The organism is Catellatospora sp. NPDC049133 (assembly GCF_040648455.1).
Taxonomy (GTDB): domain Bacteria; phylum Actinomycetota; class Actinomycetes; order Mycobacteriales; family Micromonosporaceae; genus Catellatospora; species Catellatospora aurea.
In genome coordinates this window covers 1-17,195 of record NZ_JBEZDT010000029.1, presented here as the reverse complement: position 1 = coordinate 17,195, position 17,195 = coordinate 1, and the positions used below count along the sequence as shown (strand labels likewise).

Sequence of the window (17,195 nt, the reverse complement as noted above, 5' to 3'; positions counted from 1 at the left end):
TTTTCTCCCACCCGGCGGCCGCCCCTTCGTGTGGTTCTTTTTGTTTTTGCGCGGTCGGCGCGCCCCCCCCCCCCCCCCCGCCACTCGCCGATGGTGTTACAGGTCGGACTGGGCGGTGGTGCTGGCCAGTCGGATCACGGTCGCCGCGTCGAGGACGCCGCTGTAGACGCGGACCTCGTCGAGGACGCCGGAGAAGTACCCGCCGTACGTCGGCGTGGTCGTGGTGCCGTCCAGGAGGGCACGGCCGACCTGGACGCCGTTGTCGGGTCCGTTCCACACGGGGTTGTGGCTGCCCTGGGCGCTGGCGGCGAGCTGGCCGTCGACGTAGAGCCGCACCTCCTTGGTGAAGGCGTGGTAGGTGACGACCAGGTGCTGTCCCAGCGTGTTGCTGGGGTCGGGCAGGTGGGTGTCGTCGACGACGACCGTGGTCGAGGTGGCGGTGTCGTCACCGGCTGCGACGGTCAGCTGCCAGCGCAGCTGCCCGCCGCCGATGTCGGCGCACTTGACCTGGAACCGGCTGGTCTTGGCACCGGGCTGGGACAGCACGACCTGGTCGGAGCTGCACGCGGCGGCCAGCCGGGCGCGGGCCGCGACCGAGAAGCTGCCGGTCTGCCCGATGAGTGCCTGCCCGCTGGCGGCGTAGTCGTCGCCGCCGTCGAGGACCATGTGCCCCGCGCCGACCAGCGCCGACTCGGCGAACGGGTCGTCGGGGTCGGGGGTCATCACCCATGCGCCGTTGTGCAGCGTCAGGTTCTTGGCCTCGTCCGGCGTCGCGCCGTCGACGACGGTCTCGGCGCTGACGAGCACGCCGGGGTTGTCGTCGGGCACGTCGGCGCTGTCCAGCGCCCAGTACACCTGGCGCTGCAGGCGCGGCTTGGCCAGGGCGTCGATCTCGGCCGGCGTGACGAGCCGGTCGAAGATCGCGACGTCGGAGATGCCGCCGTTCCAGCCCCAGATGTGGCCGGTCTTCGCCAGACGTCGCCCGAGCTGGATGTTGCCGTGCGAGGCCCATTGCGAGCGGACCGGGGCTGTGCCGGAGGCCTTGCCGTTGACGTACATCGTCATGGTGTCCTTGACGTTGTCGACGACGACGGCCAGGTGGGTCCAGCCGGTCTGGGCGGTGACGACTTCGGTGCTGGTGACCTGCCAGTCACGGAAGGCGTTGACGTCCATGTCCGGCACGCCGAACAGCCACTTGCCGTCCGCGGGGGTGTAGCCGAGGTAGAAGCCGGGCACACCGGTGCCGTCCTGCGAGACCGCCGCCATGTGGCCGGTCAGGGAGTTCGCCTTGACCCACGCGGCGACCGTGAACGGACGGGACGTGTCGAGCAGCCCTCGCGACAAGGTCGCCAGGTAACCGGTGGCGTCGCTGCCGGGAAGCAGCGCCGACCGGTGCGCCACGCCGCCGGGGCCGGGCTGGCCGAAGGTCACGCCCGACCCGGCCGTGGCCGGGTTGTCACCACGCTCGTCCACTGCTTCGGTCGAACCTGACGTGTCGGAGAGGTTCCACTGCCCGATCGACGGTCCGCCGGCCGCGACGTTGAAGGTGCAGGTGGAGGTGTCGCTCTCCTTGCCGGCCGCGTCGACCGCGATCACGGTGACGAAGTGCGGCGCCTCGGTCATCGGCGCCCAGCTCACGCTGACCGGCCCGCCGTTGGCCGTCGGGGTCAGCACGTTGCTCGGCGACGGGTTGGTGTCGAAGCCGTACTTGTACGACACGACGTCGGTGGCGGCGGAGTCGAAGGTGAACGTGCCGTAGCGGCCAGCACCGTCGATCCACTCACCCGACTCCACGCAAGCCGGCGTGGTGTCGGCGCTGTCCGCGGGAAGGAACTCTGCCGAGTCGATGTCCGAGCCGGCGGGCTTGGTCTTGTCGAGGATGAACCCGCAGGTGACACTGCTGGCGCTGTTGGCGGTGCCGTCGGAGGCCTTGACGCTCCAGGACACGACGACGTTCTCCGGCAGGTTCGGCACCCCGGTGGCGGTGTCGGCCAGGTGGTAGTCGAACGTCGACTTGTTGGCCTTCTGCCCCGACGTCCAGGTCTTGGTCTGCAAGGTGCCGCCCGGCGGGGTCCAGGTGACGGTGAACGTGGCGGTCAGCGGCTCGGCCGCGTCGGTCTCCGGGTCGGCCAGGTACGCCGACAGTGTCGGCACGCTGGACACGTACCAGGTGTTGTCCGGGGTGCCGGTCTTGCACGCCCCACCGGGGTTGGCGGTGAGGTTCGTGGGCGTGGCCGGCGGCCGGTTGTAGGTCACCGACAGCACCGCGTTGTCACAGAACCGCTTGATGGAGTACTTGCTGCCCTCGTCGTCGGCGCGGATGCCGAAGGTGGTCGTCGACCAGTTGTTGGCCGCCGCCTCCTGCGCGGCACCGGTGGCGGTGAAGCTGACGTTCTGGTTTGTCGACGTGCACGAACCCTGCGACACCGTCGGGTCCCGGGTGTCCTGCTTCTTGCTCCACGCCGGCTGGTTGCTCCAGTTCGTGGCCGAGGTGATACCCGCACCCATGCGGTACAGCGAGGCGTTGCGCGCCGAGCCGTCGTAGGTGTGCACCATGGTGACCTTGAACGTGGCGCTGGACACCACGATGGTGTCGTCCTGGTACGGGGTCGGGATCGCGTACATCAGCCGCTTGACCTGCGAGCTGTTGCAGGTGTTGCCGGAGTCGGTCCGGTTGCACAGCCCGATGCGCTGGTCGCGGTCGCCGTCGAACCTCCAGTACTCCTCGCTGGGGTAGCCGGAGTCGACCATGGTCCAGGAGCTGTTGCTGGTCGGAGCGGTCATCGGATCGATGTACAGCGGGAATCGGACGGACTTGTCGGCCAGCATCGCCGTGTCCGGGACCAGGCGCAGCGAACCGCCGTCGACCCGCACGCCGATGTCGGCCCGCCGCGCCGACTCCGGCGACGAGCGGGTCGGCTCGACATCGGCCTTGGCGGCCTCGGCCGGGTCGCCGGCGTCCCACATCTTCGGCACCGGGGACGCGAACACCACGCCACCGGAGCCGGTGTCCTTGGCGACCAGCCGGTCACCGGACTCGACGGCGAAGGTCAGGTTGGTGCCCTTCAGCCCGTACGACACGGTCCTGATCTGCGGCAGCGCCGCGGCTGCGGCGGTCTTGACGACCAGCACGTGGGTGTAGCCGGTGGCCGAGGCGTGCACGACCAGATCGACGTCCGGCAAGACGTTCGGGTAGGTCGCCGAGTCGCCCGACAGGACCGGCTGCGGCAGCGCCGCCGGCCAGGTCAGGCTCATCACGCGACCGGCCCGCGAGATCGTCGCCAGCGGCATGTCGCCACCGCCGGAGAACCGCATCGGCGTCTCGGCCGCCTTCGGGCCGACGCCGCCGTCGCTGTGCCGGATCATCGTGGTGTCCACCGGCACCCACTCGCCACGCTGCATGACCCGGAACGGGGCGGCGTGCGACTCGTGGGTGAACGAACCGTCCGGGTTGGCATAGGTCACCTGGCGGCTGGTGCCCTTGGCGCGCACCTCCACCGCCTTGCCTGACTTGCGCGCCGCGCCGACCGCCTGTGCCTCGGTCCACGGCGCTGCGGGTTTGCCCGCCGCCCCAGGACCCATCGCCAGGGTGTCTGACGGGTCGCGGAGGGTTCCGACACCGGCCCACACCGTTGTGGCGACCAGGCCGGCGACTGCACTCAGCGCGCCTACACGCATCCACGCACGCCGTCGCACAGCGATGTCGCTCCTCGTCTCAGTATTCAACGTGCTCTTTCCGTGAAGTTCTCGTCGTTCGAACATCGCCGTCACCCGACCTGCGCGCCGAACGCGGCGGCGGGCGTGTTCCCGGCGCTGGGGGCCCAACTGCGTACCGGTGCCGCCGTGCCCGCGGCAAGGTCGGACCAGCGGATCGCCCACACGCCCTGGTTCACGTACGGGCTGGCCACGAACAGTTCGGTCGGGGATGCGCCCATGCTGAGTCCCAGCAGTTCCCGAGCTGCCGGTGAGCCGGGTAGCTTGCCGGCCGTCCGTTCGATCAAGGTGTCGGACTCCGGGGTGGCCGTGCCGGCGGCGAACACGTGGACGTTGCCCGTGTCGATGCCCGTGCCGCTGGCGTCCTCACCCGTCGCACCCACCGCGAGCAGCAGGGTTTGCGCCGACGGTGCCGCAGTCGCAGCGGTGTTGACCAGCAGCACCTTCTCCCCGAACCGGTCACCCGGCGCGGCGTCGCCCGCGATGCCGGTCGTGGACTGCGATATGCGAATCGGCTCGGTGATCGCGGTGTCGGTCACCCGAAGCTGGACGACCTGTCCCGCGTCCACGACGCCGTCGACATCCTGGCCAGGGGACCCGACGGCGAGCAACGAGTCGGTTGACGGCCAGTACGACACCATCGCCAACGACTTGCCGAACTCGTCACCAGCCTGCGCGAGGCCGTCCTGGTGTACGCACCCGACGGATGTCGGCGCGGCCGGGCCGCTGTTGTGCCGAAAACCGCAGATCATCCCGGCGAACTGGCCGCGCCCGTTGACGTTCTCTCCCGGCGCGGAGAACGCGAAGTGCCGGGAGCTCGCCGCGACCGCGAAACCGGTCCGATCGTCGGGTTCGGCGGTCAGGCCGATCGACGGCTGGCTGAACCGCTCTTTCACCCCACTGCGCAGGTACATGATCGAACCGCTGTGATCGCTGCCGTCGACGACATTGTCACCGGGGGCGCCGACGATCAGATACGGTTCCTCGGTGTCGGTGACACCGGCTGCCAGCGAGTAGCCGAACCGGTCAGTCGGCTCGGGGGAATCCGGGAGTCCGCCGCTTCCCTGGCTATAGGTGTCCGTCTGCGGTCCGGATCCCAGGCCGCCCGGCGCGCCGAAGATCAGGTCGACCTGGCCCGAGTCGGGGACGCCGTTGACGTCCTCGTTCGGCACACCGACCGCAAGGTCGGCGCAACCGTCGCTGTTCGCGTCGAAGACTGCGATCGCGTGCCCGAAGTTGTCGCCCGGGTCGGCGTCCCACGGGATCTCCGCCAGATTCTGGTGGATGTCGCGCACCACACCGGTCGCCCCGTCCACGACGTGCACCACACCGGCGCCCGAAAGCCCGTCGACGGTTGCCTCCGGGTCCGCGATGACGACATCACGCACGCCGTCGCCGTTGAAGTCGCCCGGCGCGTTGGCCTCGCAGCCCGGGACGAACGGAGGCTGTCGTCCGATCTGGATGTGGTCGACGGTGATGGGTTGGCCGATTCCGATAGCGAAGATCCTGAGCTGGAATTCCTTGGTTCCTTGCCAGCCGGTGAATCTCTTCAGGTCGTAGGAGTACGTCCCGGTCTTGGTGACGTCGCTTTGCAGTTCGATATCGACCGGCAGGGTGCCGTCGTTGACTTTCAGCGCCCACAGGCCGGCCGAGCCCGAGACCGCGATCTGCACCGTCGGATACCTGTCGATGTCCAACTCCACCGACCGTGACAACGCGCCGTAACTCAGCGGGGCGTCGGGATTCACGGCCAGCTGCAGTTGGCCGTCCGACACCGTCGGCGTCACCCATGAGGAGGCCTGCCACGCCGGGTCAAGGTCTGAGAACGAGTCCGCGAACCCGATCGCCCTGCTGTCGATACGTATGCCGTCCACGGTCAACGAGGTGTCGAGACCGATGGTGAAGATGCTCAGCCGGAATCGTTGGACGCCCTGCCAGCCCGTCGATTGCTTCAGGTCGTAGGAGTGCACCCCGGTGTCGCCGGTGTCGCTTTGCAGTTCGATATCGACCGGCAGGGTGCCGTCGTTGACCTTCAGCGCCCACAGGCCAGGCGATCCCGAGACGGCGATCTCCACGGTCGGGTACTCGTCGACGTCCAGCTCCACCCACCGTGACAACGCGCCGTAAGTCTGCGGGGCGTCGGCGTTCACGGCCAGGTGCAACTGGCCGTCCGACACCGTCGGCGTCACCCATGAGTCGGCCTGCCACGCCGGGTCAAGTTCCGAGAACGGGTCTTCGAACCCGACCTCGATCGGATATCCCTGGCGTGCAGACATCAGGTTCGGCACCGAAAGCGCCTTGTCCGAGAGGTAAGTGCCGACGCCGAACGGCAGGCGCGGCCCGGCTGCCTGCTGGGCGGGGCCGCTCTGGCCGAGCCTCGCCGCCGTGGGCGGTGGTCCGGCATAAGCCGCCGGCCTGCACACACCTGTCGTCGCGACTACAGCGATGATCACGGCGAGTCGGAGAAGTGGCCGCCTCATCCGAGCACCTTCACCGCGACGCCGTGCCGCGCCCGGAACGGTTGGAACGGCGCGTCAGCGCCATTCAATGGGTAGGAGGCAGTGTTCTGTTTTGTCGTGAACGGCTTCCCGGCACGCGGGTGTAACTGGATCATGGCCGGCATCGTAGTGACTGAAGGGTGCCCATGCGGCCCCGCTCATCGCGGCCTTGGCCCGGAGCCTGGCGACCGTTCGGGTATCCATACCAACAGATGATGCCTAACTGGGGTGTGTGCATTGAACCGGGGCGATTCAGTACTTCGAGACGGTGTTGACAGTGGCGGTATGGCAGGTTGGGCAGGGGGCTGATGTGCGCTGTGTCGCCTCGCTGCCGTACCCGATCCTCTGCCTGGTGGCTCGGCTGGCTCGGGTTGCTCACGCGGACCATGGCCGCGAAGGACGCCGAGATCCTCGTTCTGCGTCACGAGGTCGCGTTCCTGCCTGGCCCTCGTCAGCCTCCGACACCGTCAACCGGGCGACGACAGGCCGGATCCGCTCCCGCAGCATCGCACCGACCAGGAACTTGAACCGCTCGACCGAGTCGGCACTGCGTCCGAGGCCGTCCCACCCGAACCGCTCCATCAGACCATTGCGGCTGCCAAAGCCCATCCAGCGGTGTTCTCCTGCGATGACGAGGGAGGAACCGTCGACAAGACGGACCCTGGGAGGGTGCCCGCGCGTGTATTGAATGCGACTCTGGGGATGCGGGTCTGGTCAGCGCAGGCAACATTGTTCGTGTCCGCGTTCGGCCTGAGCGAAGGCAGCGGCCAGGCGCATCGTCATCGAATGCCCGGAGGAATGAGCTAGTGAAGATCGCGTTGGCGGATGCGGTGGCGGCGGTGCGTGATGAGCTGCTGGAGGCTGCCACGCGGGCAGCGGGTTCTGACGTGGCTTTCATGGTGCGAGAGGTTCAGCTGGAGTTTTCCGTCGAACTGCGGCAGGACGCCACCTCGAAGGCGGGCTTCACGGCATGGGTGGTCTCCGCCGATGCCGGGGCATCAGTCGGCCGATCGAGCGCACACCGGGTGTCCGTCACGCTGAATCCGCGGCGGCACGACGGACATGACGAGTGGCTGATCACAGGGGATGACCAACGGCCGGAAGGCCCGGGCGACGTGTCCGGGCACCTGGGCCGCTGACGCAGCACCCGGCAACCGATCGCGGCGAACAGGGACGGTGCGAGTGGATCAACGTCGGGTGTTGGCGGTTCGTGCAGAGGGTCGCGGACCCGGGTCGGGATACGTTCTGGCTGGGGCGTTGCTGCTGACCTGCGCGCATGCCGTCGGGCCGGTCGGCAGCCGTGTGCGGGTGTTCCGACCGGCCGACCAGCCGCAGTTCGACGCGGTGGTGGTGTGGCGTGGGACGTCCGGTGGACGCGATGACGGTGCGCTGGTCGCAGTCGATGATCCGCGGTGGACGTCCACGCCCGACGTGGCTGTGCGGTGGGGGCGAACCGCGACCTTCCTACCCCGCTTGAGTTGCGCTACTTGGGGGGTTCCCGACGCGGTGCAGGTGCCGGGGGTGGGAGGGCGCGAGCCGGTGGAGGCGGCGCAGCTGTCCGGGACGCTGAGCCCTGGCGACGGGATCGCCCGCGACCGGTACATGGTCGATCTACATGGTGCCGTCCCCGACGAGTGGGATGGGCGACGGTCCGCGTGGGGTGGTCTGTCGGGAGCGGCCCTGTTCTGCGGGGAACTCCTGGTCGGCGTGGTTGCCGGTGCGGTGAAGGGATGGGGCAACCGGCGATTGACCGCCACACCTGCCTACGCCCTGCACGCGGCCCCAGGGTTTACGGCAGTGCTCAACGAGCATGCGGCCGGCGCGGTGTTGGAGCCGGTGGAGTTCCAAGACATCGTGGAGCCGAGCGCGGCGGAGCATCCCGGGGCCGGGTTGCCGTCGCCGGCTGGGCTGCTGCTCGCACGACGCGCGGTGGTGCCCTTCTACGGCCGTACCGACCTCCTCGCCCGCCTGCAGAGATGGACTGACGGTGCGGGCGTGGCAGCGTGGCTGATACACGGCCCGGGTGGCCAGGGCAAGACACGCCTGGGCCGTCAGCTGTCTGACCACCTGTCCAACGCCGGCTGGGTGGTGGCCTGGCTGCTTCCCGGTGCTGCGGCCGAGGACGTAGCGGTGTTGGGGCGTGCCGCGCGGGCGACACTGATCGTGATCGACTACGCCGAATCGCGGACAGGGCAACTGATCGCATTGTTGACCGGACTGGCTACCCGGCGGGAAGGCCCGCCGGTGCGGGTATTGCTGCTGGCACGGACCGACGGGTGGTGGCGGGACCTTGCTGCTGACGTGCCGGCGGCCCGGGATCTGATCGGCGCCGCGCTGGTGAGCGCCCTGCCGGAGCTCGACGCGGACGGGGTGGCGCGGCTGGCCGCCTACCGAAAAGCAGTCGACGCGTTCGCCCGCGCACTGCCGGACGTCGCGGGGCAACAGGGCCCGGACTGGGTCAGCCTCGCCCAGCGGCTGCCCGACGCGCGTCTACCTGACGGCACTGGGGCGTTGAGCGTCCATATGACGGCGCTGGCCGACCTACTCGACGCAGCCCGCTCCACGCCAGCGGTGAACTCGCATCATCCTCCGGCGGTCGGAGCGCATGCGGTGGAGGACCGGCTGCTCGAACACGAGTACGGCTACTGGTACACCACCGCCGCCGCACGAGACCTGAGCCCCGCGCTGAGCCGGCCCACGCTGCGTGAGGCCATGGCCGTCGCCCACCTGCGCACAGTCGTCGACCGCACGCAAGCCGACTCGTTGCTCGCTCTCGCTCCGGGGCTGGCCGACCAACCCTACGATCGGCGCCGCGCGGTGCGGCTGTGGATCGAGGAGCTCTACCCTCCGCTCGCGCCCGGTGCACCATGGGCGGGTTTGCAGCCCGACCGGCTGGCTGAACGTTTTCTCGGCCGCCAGCTGTCCGGGCAACCCGAGCTGGCCGACGCTCTCGTGTCCGATGCCACAGCAAACCAAGCCGCACAGCTACTGATCGTGTACGCGCGCGCCGCGGCGCACCCGGTCTTCGACAACGTACTCGATGCGCAGTTGACCGCGCTCATACTCCGGTGTCCCGCCACGCTCGCCCCCGCGGCGATCGAGGCCACCACCCGGGTCGAACACTTCGCCCCGCTGCTCCGTGCGCTGGAGCAGATCCATGATGACCCTGCCATGAACCTTGACGAACTGGCTCGCCTCGCCCGTAGCATCCCTCGCCCCAGTCACGTACTGACCGAGTGGGCCGTGCGACTAAGCATTCGACTAGCCGACGAGCATCGTCGCGTGGCCGCGGTCGACCCGGGAAGGTACCTCCCTGACCTCGCGACCAGCCTGCACAACGCTTCGCTGCGCCTCGGCGATATCGGACGGTCGCAGGAGGCTCTTGCTGCGATCAGCGAAGCAGTCCACATCAGACGCCAGCTCGCCGAGGGCGATCCGGCCACCCATTTGCCACTGCTCGCCCGCAGCCTCAACAGCCTGTCGGTCGATCTCTCGGACCTTGACCGGCGGAAGGAGGGCCTGGCCTCAATCACCGAGGCCGTCGAGATCCAGCGCCGGCTGGCCGAGGACGATCCTGAAGCCCACCTGCCCAGCCTGGCCTTGAGCCTGGGCAACCTCGCCATCGATCTGGCCCACTTCGGGCGACGGGCAGAGAGCCTGGCGGTGATCAACGAAGCCGTCGATATTCGGCGCGGGCTGGCCGTCCAGCACCCCGAACTGTATCTTTCCGGTCTGGCCTTGAGCCTGACCAACCTGGCCCTCAGGCTCGGTGATCTCGGCCGACGGGAGGAGAGCCTGGCCGCGATGGCCGAGGCCGTCGACATTCAACGCGGCCTGGCCGCGCAGCACCCAGACGCCTATCTGGCGGGCCTGGCCACCAGCCTGAACAACCTTTCGATCCGGTTAGGGGACCTCGGCCGGCAGGACGAGGGCCTGGCCGCGGTCGCCGAGGCCGTCCAGATCCAGCGCCGCCTGGCCGCCGACCACCCCGGAGCTTATCTGCCCAAGCTTGTCAACAGTCTGAACAACCTTGCGATCCGGCTGGGGGAACTCGGGCGCGGCGAGCAGTGCCTGGCCGCGATCGCCGAGGCTGTCGAGATCGAACGTAGTCTAGCCGCCCGGCAACCTGACGTGCTGCTTCCCGGGCTCGCACTGGGCCTGACCAACCTCGCGAACGCGCTGGGGCTCGTCGATCGGCGCAGCGAAGCCCTAGCGGCGATCACCGAGGCTGTCGAGATTCAACGCCGGTCGACGTCGACCCCACCGGACGTCATCCGGTCCCAGCTCGCGCAAAGCTTGACCAAGCTCGCGATCCACCTGGCGCACCTCGGAAGGCGGGAGGACGGGTTGGCCGCGATCACCGAGGCCCTCGAAATCCAACACGAACTGGCCGCGCAGCACCCAGGCGAGTTTCTGACGGACGTCGTGACCGCGCAGCGCGAACTGTCGGCCGAGCTGGAGAAACTCGGGTGGCGAGTGGAAGCCCTGAACGCGACCCGCGAGGTCGTCGACGCCTACCGGCAGCTGGCTGCCGCACATCCCGACGAGTTCCTGCCCGATCTCGCGATCAGCTTGAGCCAATTCGCGGCCCAGCACAGACAGCTGGGACGGCAAGATGAAGGCCTGGTCGCCCTCTGCGAAGCGATCGACATCCAACGCCGTTTGGCTCGAGACCAGCCGACGACCCACCAAGCCGGACTGGATCACCTGCTCGCGCTACTGGCCGAAACGACGGACGGCACGACGAGTGAGGACGACTCCGGCCGCGGGCCTGGCCGACCACCCGGAAGCTGAAACCACGGGTGGCACTCGACCTCTGACCCATACCGCAGCGGCAGGGCGGGGGTCCGGCGGTATGGGGTGTGTTCGGTGACCGTCATGGGAAGCACTGCGCGCGACGGCTTTCATGGGCTTCGGCGCTGGTCTGGTCGATCGGTACGCCTGGGCGCTGTCGCATCCCAGCCCACACGTGCGGGAGCAGGCTGCGCTGGGTCTGCAGTACTGCAAGGAGGCCGGGCTGCCTGCGCTGCTGCCGCTGCTGGCCGAACCGGAGGAGGTCGTGCGTCAGCGTGCGGTGTGGGCGATGGCGGAGCTGGGCGAGGGGACCCTGCCGGAGCCGCGGCGCATCCGTGCGGCCGGTCCCGGTCGGCTGCGTGCGGGTGCTGCCGGCATAACCGTTGCGTGGTAGCCCGGATGCGGTCGCAGGCTCGACGAACGGCGAAGAATCCCGCGCCGGTAGAGGGGTTCCGGCCAGTACACGGTTGCCGTCGGCGTTCTGCGCGCCCTGGTCGGCCGATACGTCACTGTCGGCCGGGTGTGGCTCGATGCCAGGCTGATGCGCAGCATGCGCGTATCGCGGGGCTCGAACGTCACAGCTGGAGGGCATGTGAGATACGGTCGTTGGTGGGCTCGAGCAGTCGTCGTGGCCCTGCTCGGTGGCTGCGGTGCCGCCCTGGTAAGTCAGCCCGCCCTCGCCGCCACCACGATCACGAAGATCGTCACCGGCGGCCTGGCCGGAGACAACGAGTTCTCCGTGTCGGCACAGGTGAGCGATGACGGCAACGTCGTCGTCTTCCGCTCCAACGACCCGACTCTGGTCGCCCCGGTCAACGCCAACGGCTACCGCCCGTCGCAGCTGTTCCTGTGGCGGCGTGGCAGCACCACGGTCGAGCAGCTCACCGTAAGCGCCGCCGGGGTCAAGGCGGATCGCATGGTGACCGAGTACAGCCTCTCCGGCGACGGGCGGTACGTGGTGTTCGCCGGCTACGCCACCAACCTCGGCCCGGGCTGCGTGGGCAACGCGCCGTGCGTGTTCCGCAAGGACCTGCTGACCGGTGCGGTTATCACTGCTTCCCCAGGACTTTTCAACGGGACACCCGGGTCCCCCGGCGTCTTCGCCAACATGCCGTCCATCTCGGGCAACGGTCGCTTCGCCCTCTACCGCAGCAGTGCGCTGGCCGACGTCGTACTGTCCGACCTGACCACGGGCACGACCAAGCCACTGCCGCGCACGTCGCTGACCGGTGACGTGCCGATGAGCACCTTGATGGTCGCCGGAGCCGAGTCCTACCATCCCACCCGCCAGACTGTGACCGACGACGGCAGACATGTCCTGGCCAGCGGCTGGGACACCAGTACCAACATCCGCTTCGACCTGTACCTGATAGACACCGCCACCCGCGTCAGCAAGCGCATCACCCGTGCGCTCGACGGTGGCCCGGCCAATGGCAGCTCCACCGGCGTACAGATCACACCGGACGGCTCGAAGGTCCTGTTCACCAGCAGCGCGACCAATCTGACCGCCGACGGTGTCCGCGGTGTCTTCGTCCACGACGTGGCGACCGCGACGACGACCCTGGTGAGCGTCGGCGCTGACGGGCTTCAACAGGCTAACTCGACGGGACAGTCGATCAGCGACGACGGGCGCCACGTGTTCTTCAGCGATCCGATGACCGTGCGGGACCTCGTCACGGGCGTGTCGCGACGTATCACCGACCACGGATCCATGGGGCCGTTCATCGGTCTGCAGGGCAACTTCCACGTGTCCGGTGACGGGTCGACGATCGTCGGCGCCGGCACGACCGGGTCCCAGATCGACAACAACTACGCCAACAGCGGCGTCTGGGTGTTCGACGGATACACCGCACCCGCCGTGGATCACACCCCACCCGTGCTGACCGGCACCCCGGACCGTGCCCCGGACAAGGCGGGCTGGTACCGCGCACCCGTGACGATCACGTGGTCGAGCAGCGACCCGAGCCCGTCCGCGGGCGCGCCGAACATCCCCGCACCCACGGCAGTGTCCACCCAGGGTGCCGACCAGGTCGTCACCGCGACCTCGTGCGACCCGGCCGGCAACTGCGACACGGCGCACGTCACCGTGAGCATCGACACCGGCCTGCCAGCCGTGACGATCGCGGGAGTCACCGCAGGCGCGACCTACGAACGCGGCGCCGTACCCGTGCCGACGTGCTCGGCCGCCGACGACCTGTCCGGGCTCGCCGCTGCCTGCACCGTGACGGTGTCGGGCGGGAACCCCGACGGGTCCGGGACCTTCACGGTGACCGCGTACGCCGACGACATCGCGGGCAACCGCGGCGAAGCCTCCGCCGCATACACCGTCGAGGCCCTTGACGTGCCCGCTACTCCGCTGCTGGCATCGCTGGTCATGGGCGACCACAGCGCCACGGTCACCTGGCTCAAGCCGGATGACGGCGGCAGCCTGATCCTCGGCTATACCGCCACCGCCGCACCGGGAGGCCGCACCTGCGCGACCGACAGCGCCGACGAACTGACCTGCACCATCACCGGTCTGCCCAACGGCGTGAACTACACGTTCACCGTGACCGCCAGCAACGCGGTCGGCAACAGCCCCACCCCGCCGTCCGGCGGCGGCACCGGCCCGGGCACGCCGACCGGATCAGGCACCCCGGGCACACCACCCGGGCCGGTGCCGGGCGTACAACCCACCCCCGACTCCGAAGACGGCACCCGCGTCACGCTGCGCTGGCTCGCCGCCGCCTCGGAACTGCCCATCATCGGATACCGGGCCACGGCGGAGCCAGGCGGCCACTTCTGCACCACCGACGGCGCCCTGTCCTGCACGATCACCGGCCTGACCGACGGCGTCGACCACACCTTCACCGTCGTGGCGATCAACGGGATCGGCTCGTCCGACCCGTCGCAGCCCGTCGGGCTTCCGCCCGCGGTGACGGCCCTGACCCCCGAGCACGGGCCGAGCCTCGGCGGCATCACCATCACCATCTCCGGCGTGCACCTCAGCGGTGCGACCGCAGTGATGTTCGGAGACACCCCCGCGACGAGCTTCACCGTGCAAGGCGACGACATCCTGACCGCCGTCGCACCGCCCCACGAGCCCGGAGCCGTCGACGTGCGGGTGAGCACCGCTGCGGGCACGAGCCCCATCGCGGCCACCGGCCGGTTCACCTACGAACCGGTCGCCGATGTGGCAGTGACCGCGTCAGCGTCTACGCACTCGCCCGCGCTCGGCGACGTGTTCACCGAGACGGTCATCGTCCGCAACGCCGGACCCGACAGGACCACCCAGACCACGGCCACCGTCACGATCCACGGCGCCGCGGCGACCGTACTCGCGGCCACCACGACCGCCGGCACCTGTCAGGTCGTCGCCGCAGCAGTGACGTGCGAGCTGGGCGTGCTGCCCAGCGGCGGGTCGGTGGTGATGGCCGTGACAGTAGAACCCGGTGCCGAAAGTGAGATGACGGTGACGGCAACCGCGAACGGGCTCGAGGCGGACCCTGCCGTCAGTGACAACACTGCCGCCCACACCGTCGCGGTAACCAACGCCCACGGCTGCACGGTCATCGGCACCGCCGGCGACGACACCATTGCCGGGACAAACGCCCGCGACGTCATCTGCAGCCTCGGCGGAGACGACCGCATCTTCGCGGGCAACGGCGACGACGTCGTATACGGCGGCACAGGAGCCGACGTGCTCGACGGCGGAAACGGCGACGACATCTTGTACGCGGGCCCCACTGGCAGCATGCTGATCGGGGGAAACGGTAACGACACGCTCATCGGCGGCATCGGTGACGACATCATCCGCGGCGACAACGGCAACGATCTCATCGACGCCGGATCCGGCTCGGACGCGATCTACGGTGGCAATGGTAATGACGCCGTCGCGGCCGGCGACGGCGACGACACCGTCGACGGCGGCAGCGGCAACGACACCTGCGCCGACACCGAACACCGCACCAGCTGCACAGGCTAGCCGGCCCGGCAGCACAGCGCGTTGCGGCCGCGCAGTGCTGCCGGACTGGGCAGATCAGCTGCGGGCGGGTGCTGCCGAGGTTCGGACTGCGGAGCGCCGAACCGGCTCCGCAGTAAAGGCGCGGATGATAGCCACCGGGGCCGCAGGGGAGTGAGAAGCAAGATTGGGAGCAGAACTCCCCGAACTGGTGCTGCATGGCGTTGAGTGAGCACCATACGGCGTTGATCATGATTTGGTCGGGTTTGTGGCTGATACACACGGCAAGTGAGCTTCGGTGCACTGTGTTCTGGCGGCACCCCCTATTGCTGCGACGGCAAGTCAGGTTCCTAGGATGATTTTATGCAAAGCGTGCTGAATCACCCAGCGAAATGCCATGAAACGGACACGGGGGCCGTGTGCGCAGCCGCTGTCGGAGTGCGCTACGCTGTACGGGCTGCCGCGGTGAGAGATCAACACGGCAACGGGCTGTAGCGCAGCTTGGTAGCGCACTTGACTGGGGGTCAAGGGGTCGTCGGTTCGAATCCGGCCAGCCCGACGGTGCGAAGACAAGGGCCTTGACCGGCATTTCTGCTGGTCAAGGCCCTTGGTCTATCAGGTGGTCGGTGCTGTCAGCGAGGGCCGGTCATGATCGCTGGGGGACCAGTTGGGGACCAGGACACCATCGCGACACTTCCCAGATGCGCGCTGAGTGACGCTCCGGCAGCGTCGATTGCCCGCCTGTCGGGGTGTAGGTAGCGCTGTGTCGTGGTGAGCGAGCCGTGCCCGGCAATCTTGCGGAGGACATGAACGGGCACGCCCGCGTCCGCCATCCACGTGAGGCCGGTATGCCGTAGGTCGTGCCGGCGTAAGTGCTCGAACCCCAGCTCCTTCACGACCTCGTCCCAATGCGTTGCATCCCGGAGCACCGCCGTGGTGATCCGGCCACCGCGCGGGCCGGTAAACAGACGCGCTTCGTCCTCCTCGGCGGAGTCCATGCGGGCCGCGACCAGCGGCCGGATCTCCTCGATGATCGGGACTCGGCGTGCCCGCTTGCCTTTGGTCCCCTTGTCGACCAGGCCGCCAGGCGCGGCAGTCGTCTGCCGGCGTACGGTCCAGATCCACGTCTCCCGGTCGATGTCCGCCTTGCGTACACCTGATACCTCGCCGATCCGGGCCGCGGTGCCGGCGGCGAACTTGATGACTTCGCCCCAGCCTGCGAAGCGTCCGAGAGACCGTTTCACGAGTGCGTCGGCGAGAGTCGCGACTGCCTGCCAGTTCGGCAGCGCGAGCGATCGCGGGTCATCCAGCTCGTCCTCTGCCAGCCGATACTCGCGCTGCCAGCCGACGACACGTGCCGGGTTGCGCTCGATGATGCCGTCCCGTACGGCCTGCTCCATGACTCTGACCAGGATCGCGAGGCTGTTCTTTACGGTTGACCGGCTGCATTCGTCGGCGATCCATCCGTACACGGCCCGGTCGACCACACCGTTGGTGATGGAGCGGGTGGGGAGGTGCCCGAGAGTGGGCACCACCCGCCTTTTCCATCCCGCCATGTAAGGGTCCAGCGTCTTCAGTTCCAGACCGCGAATGGCGAGGGGCATGACCCGTTCGCCGTAGGTGGCCAGGTCGAGTGTCGCCGTATCGGGGCTGATCCCACCCTTTGCCTTCTGCTGTAGGCCGGCGATCCATGTCTCGGCGCTGGGCAGGTCGTCGAAGGACTCTGACTTGGAGCGGCGCTGGCCCTCGGACCACCAGCGCACGCGCGCACGGTACGCCTTCGGCTTGCCGGGTCGATGCTCGATGTCGGCGGCCAGGTCGAGACCGATCGGCAGGTTTTCGGGCTGGCTCACTTGGCGGCTCCGGGAACGACGCGACGAGCCGTCAGCCAGTGCTGGACATCCTCGGTGCTGTACACGGTGACACGCTCCGACAGGTTGATGAACGGGGGGCCTTGTAGAGGCTGGGCAGTTCGCCAGCGTCGTACGGTGGACGGATCGACTTGGAGGACTGCTGCTAGCTCCTCCGTGCTGATGAACGGCTTGGTGAACGTGACCACGCCACGTTCGGTCTGCTTTGGACGGAGCGCAACGGGGAGAGGTGCAGAAACCGCCTCAGGTCCACGCTGAGCCAAGATCTCTGCCCCATGGATGCATAGAGCAGTGCGGTACAGGACAGTACGGGCGCGAGCGTGGCGTCGAGGCATCAGCGGAGTGGTCACTTGCCCCCCTCGATGACGTAGAGCCGGG

9 protein-coding genes and 1 tRNA gene are annotated in these 17,195 nt (G+C 68.6%); 5 read left to right on the top strand and 5 right to left on the bottom strand.

The annotated features are described in order from the left end of the window. Positions 1-96 precede the first annotated feature (96 nt). The 3 genes from AB0B35_RS28945 to AB0B35_RS28935 all read right to left on the bottom strand — a co-directional run bounded on the left by AB0B35_RS28945 (position 97) and on the right by AB0B35_RS28935 (position 6,328). Positions 97-3,582, bottom strand: coding sequence for a LamG domain-containing protein (locus AB0B35_RS28945; RefSeq protein ID WP_361051028.1), 3,486 nt, complete (start codon positions 3,580-3,582; stop codon positions 97-99). A gap of 185 nt (positions 3,583-3,767) precedes the next feature. Beyond that, positions 3,768-6,167, bottom strand: a complete 2,400-nt coding sequence (locus AB0B35_RS28940) for an integrin alpha (protein WP_361051024.1) — start codon at positions 6,165-6,167, stop codon at positions 3,768-3,770. 23 nt (positions 6,168-6,190) lie between these two features. Then, a complete protein-coding gene (locus AB0B35_RS28935; protein ID WP_361051022.1) occupies positions 6,191-6,328 on the bottom strand; it encodes a hypothetical protein in 138 nt (45 codons plus the stop codon). Positions 6,329-7,018: 690 nt separating this feature from the next. Between AB0B35_RS28935 and AB0B35_RS28930 the strand changes: the two genes are divergently transcribed. The 5 genes from AB0B35_RS28930 (at position 7,019) to AB0B35_RS28910 (ending at position 15,505) form a co-directional block, all read left to right on the top strand. Continuing rightward, a complete protein-coding gene (locus AB0B35_RS28930; RefSeq protein ID WP_361051019.1) occupies positions 7,019-7,351 on the top strand; it encodes a trypco2 family protein in 333 nt (110 codons plus the stop codon). Between the two features lie 118 nt (positions 7,352-7,469). After that, positions 7,470-11,006: a tetratricopeptide repeat protein gene (locus AB0B35_RS28925; protein WP_361051016.1), complete on the top strand. Its 3,537-nt coding sequence runs from the start codon at positions 7,470-7,472 to the stop codon at positions 11,004-11,006. Between the two features lie 112 nt (positions 11,007-11,118). Continuing rightward, entirely contained in the window at positions 11,119-11,400 is a 282-nt protein-coding gene (locus AB0B35_RS28920; RefSeq protein WP_361051013.1) for a HEAT repeat domain-containing protein, read from the top strand. Positions 11,401-11,634: 234 nt separating this feature from the next. Further along, on the top strand, positions 11,635-14,970 hold the full coding sequence (locus AB0B35_RS28915) for a fibronectin type III domain-containing protein (protein ID WP_361051010.1): 3,336 nt from the start codon (positions 11,635-11,637) through the stop codon (positions 14,968-14,970). Positions 14,971-15,431: 461 nt separating this feature from the next. After that, a tRNA-Pro gene (locus AB0B35_RS28910) sits at positions 15,432-15,505 on the top strand. 73 nt (positions 15,506-15,578) lie between these two features. Here the strand turns inward: AB0B35_RS28910 and AB0B35_RS28905 are convergent. After that, entirely contained in the window at positions 15,579-16,799 is a 1,221-nt protein-coding gene (locus AB0B35_RS28905) for a site-specific integrase (RefSeq protein ID WP_361051006.1), read from the bottom strand. Beyond that, positions 16,796-17,152 carry a helix-turn-helix domain-containing protein gene (locus AB0B35_RS28900; RefSeq protein WP_361051280.1) on the bottom strand — a complete coding sequence of 119 codons (357 nt, stop codon included), beginning with the start codon at positions 17,150-17,152 and terminating at the stop codon, positions 16,796-16,798. The genes AB0B35_RS28905 and AB0B35_RS28900 overlap by 4 nt, the downstream gene beginning before the upstream one ends. Positions 17,153-17,195 lie beyond the last annotated feature (43 nt).

Coding starts and splice junctions, on each gene's coding strand:
- AB0B35_RS28945 (WP_361051028.1), bottom strand. CDS start 3,582: ATGGGTCCTGGGGCGGCGGGCAAACCCGCAGCGCCGTGGACCGAGGCA.
- AB0B35_RS28935 (WP_361051022.1), bottom strand. CDS start 6,328: ATGATCCAGTTACACCCGCGTGCCGGGAAGCCGTTCACGACAAAACAG.
- AB0B35_RS28920 (WP_361051013.1), top strand. CDS start 11,119: ATGGGCTTCGGCGCTGGTCTGGTCGATCGGTACGCCTGGGCGCTGTCG.
- AB0B35_RS28900 (WP_361051280.1), bottom strand. CDS start 17,152: ATGCCTCGACGCCACGCTCGCGCCCGTACTGTCCTGTACCGCACTGCT.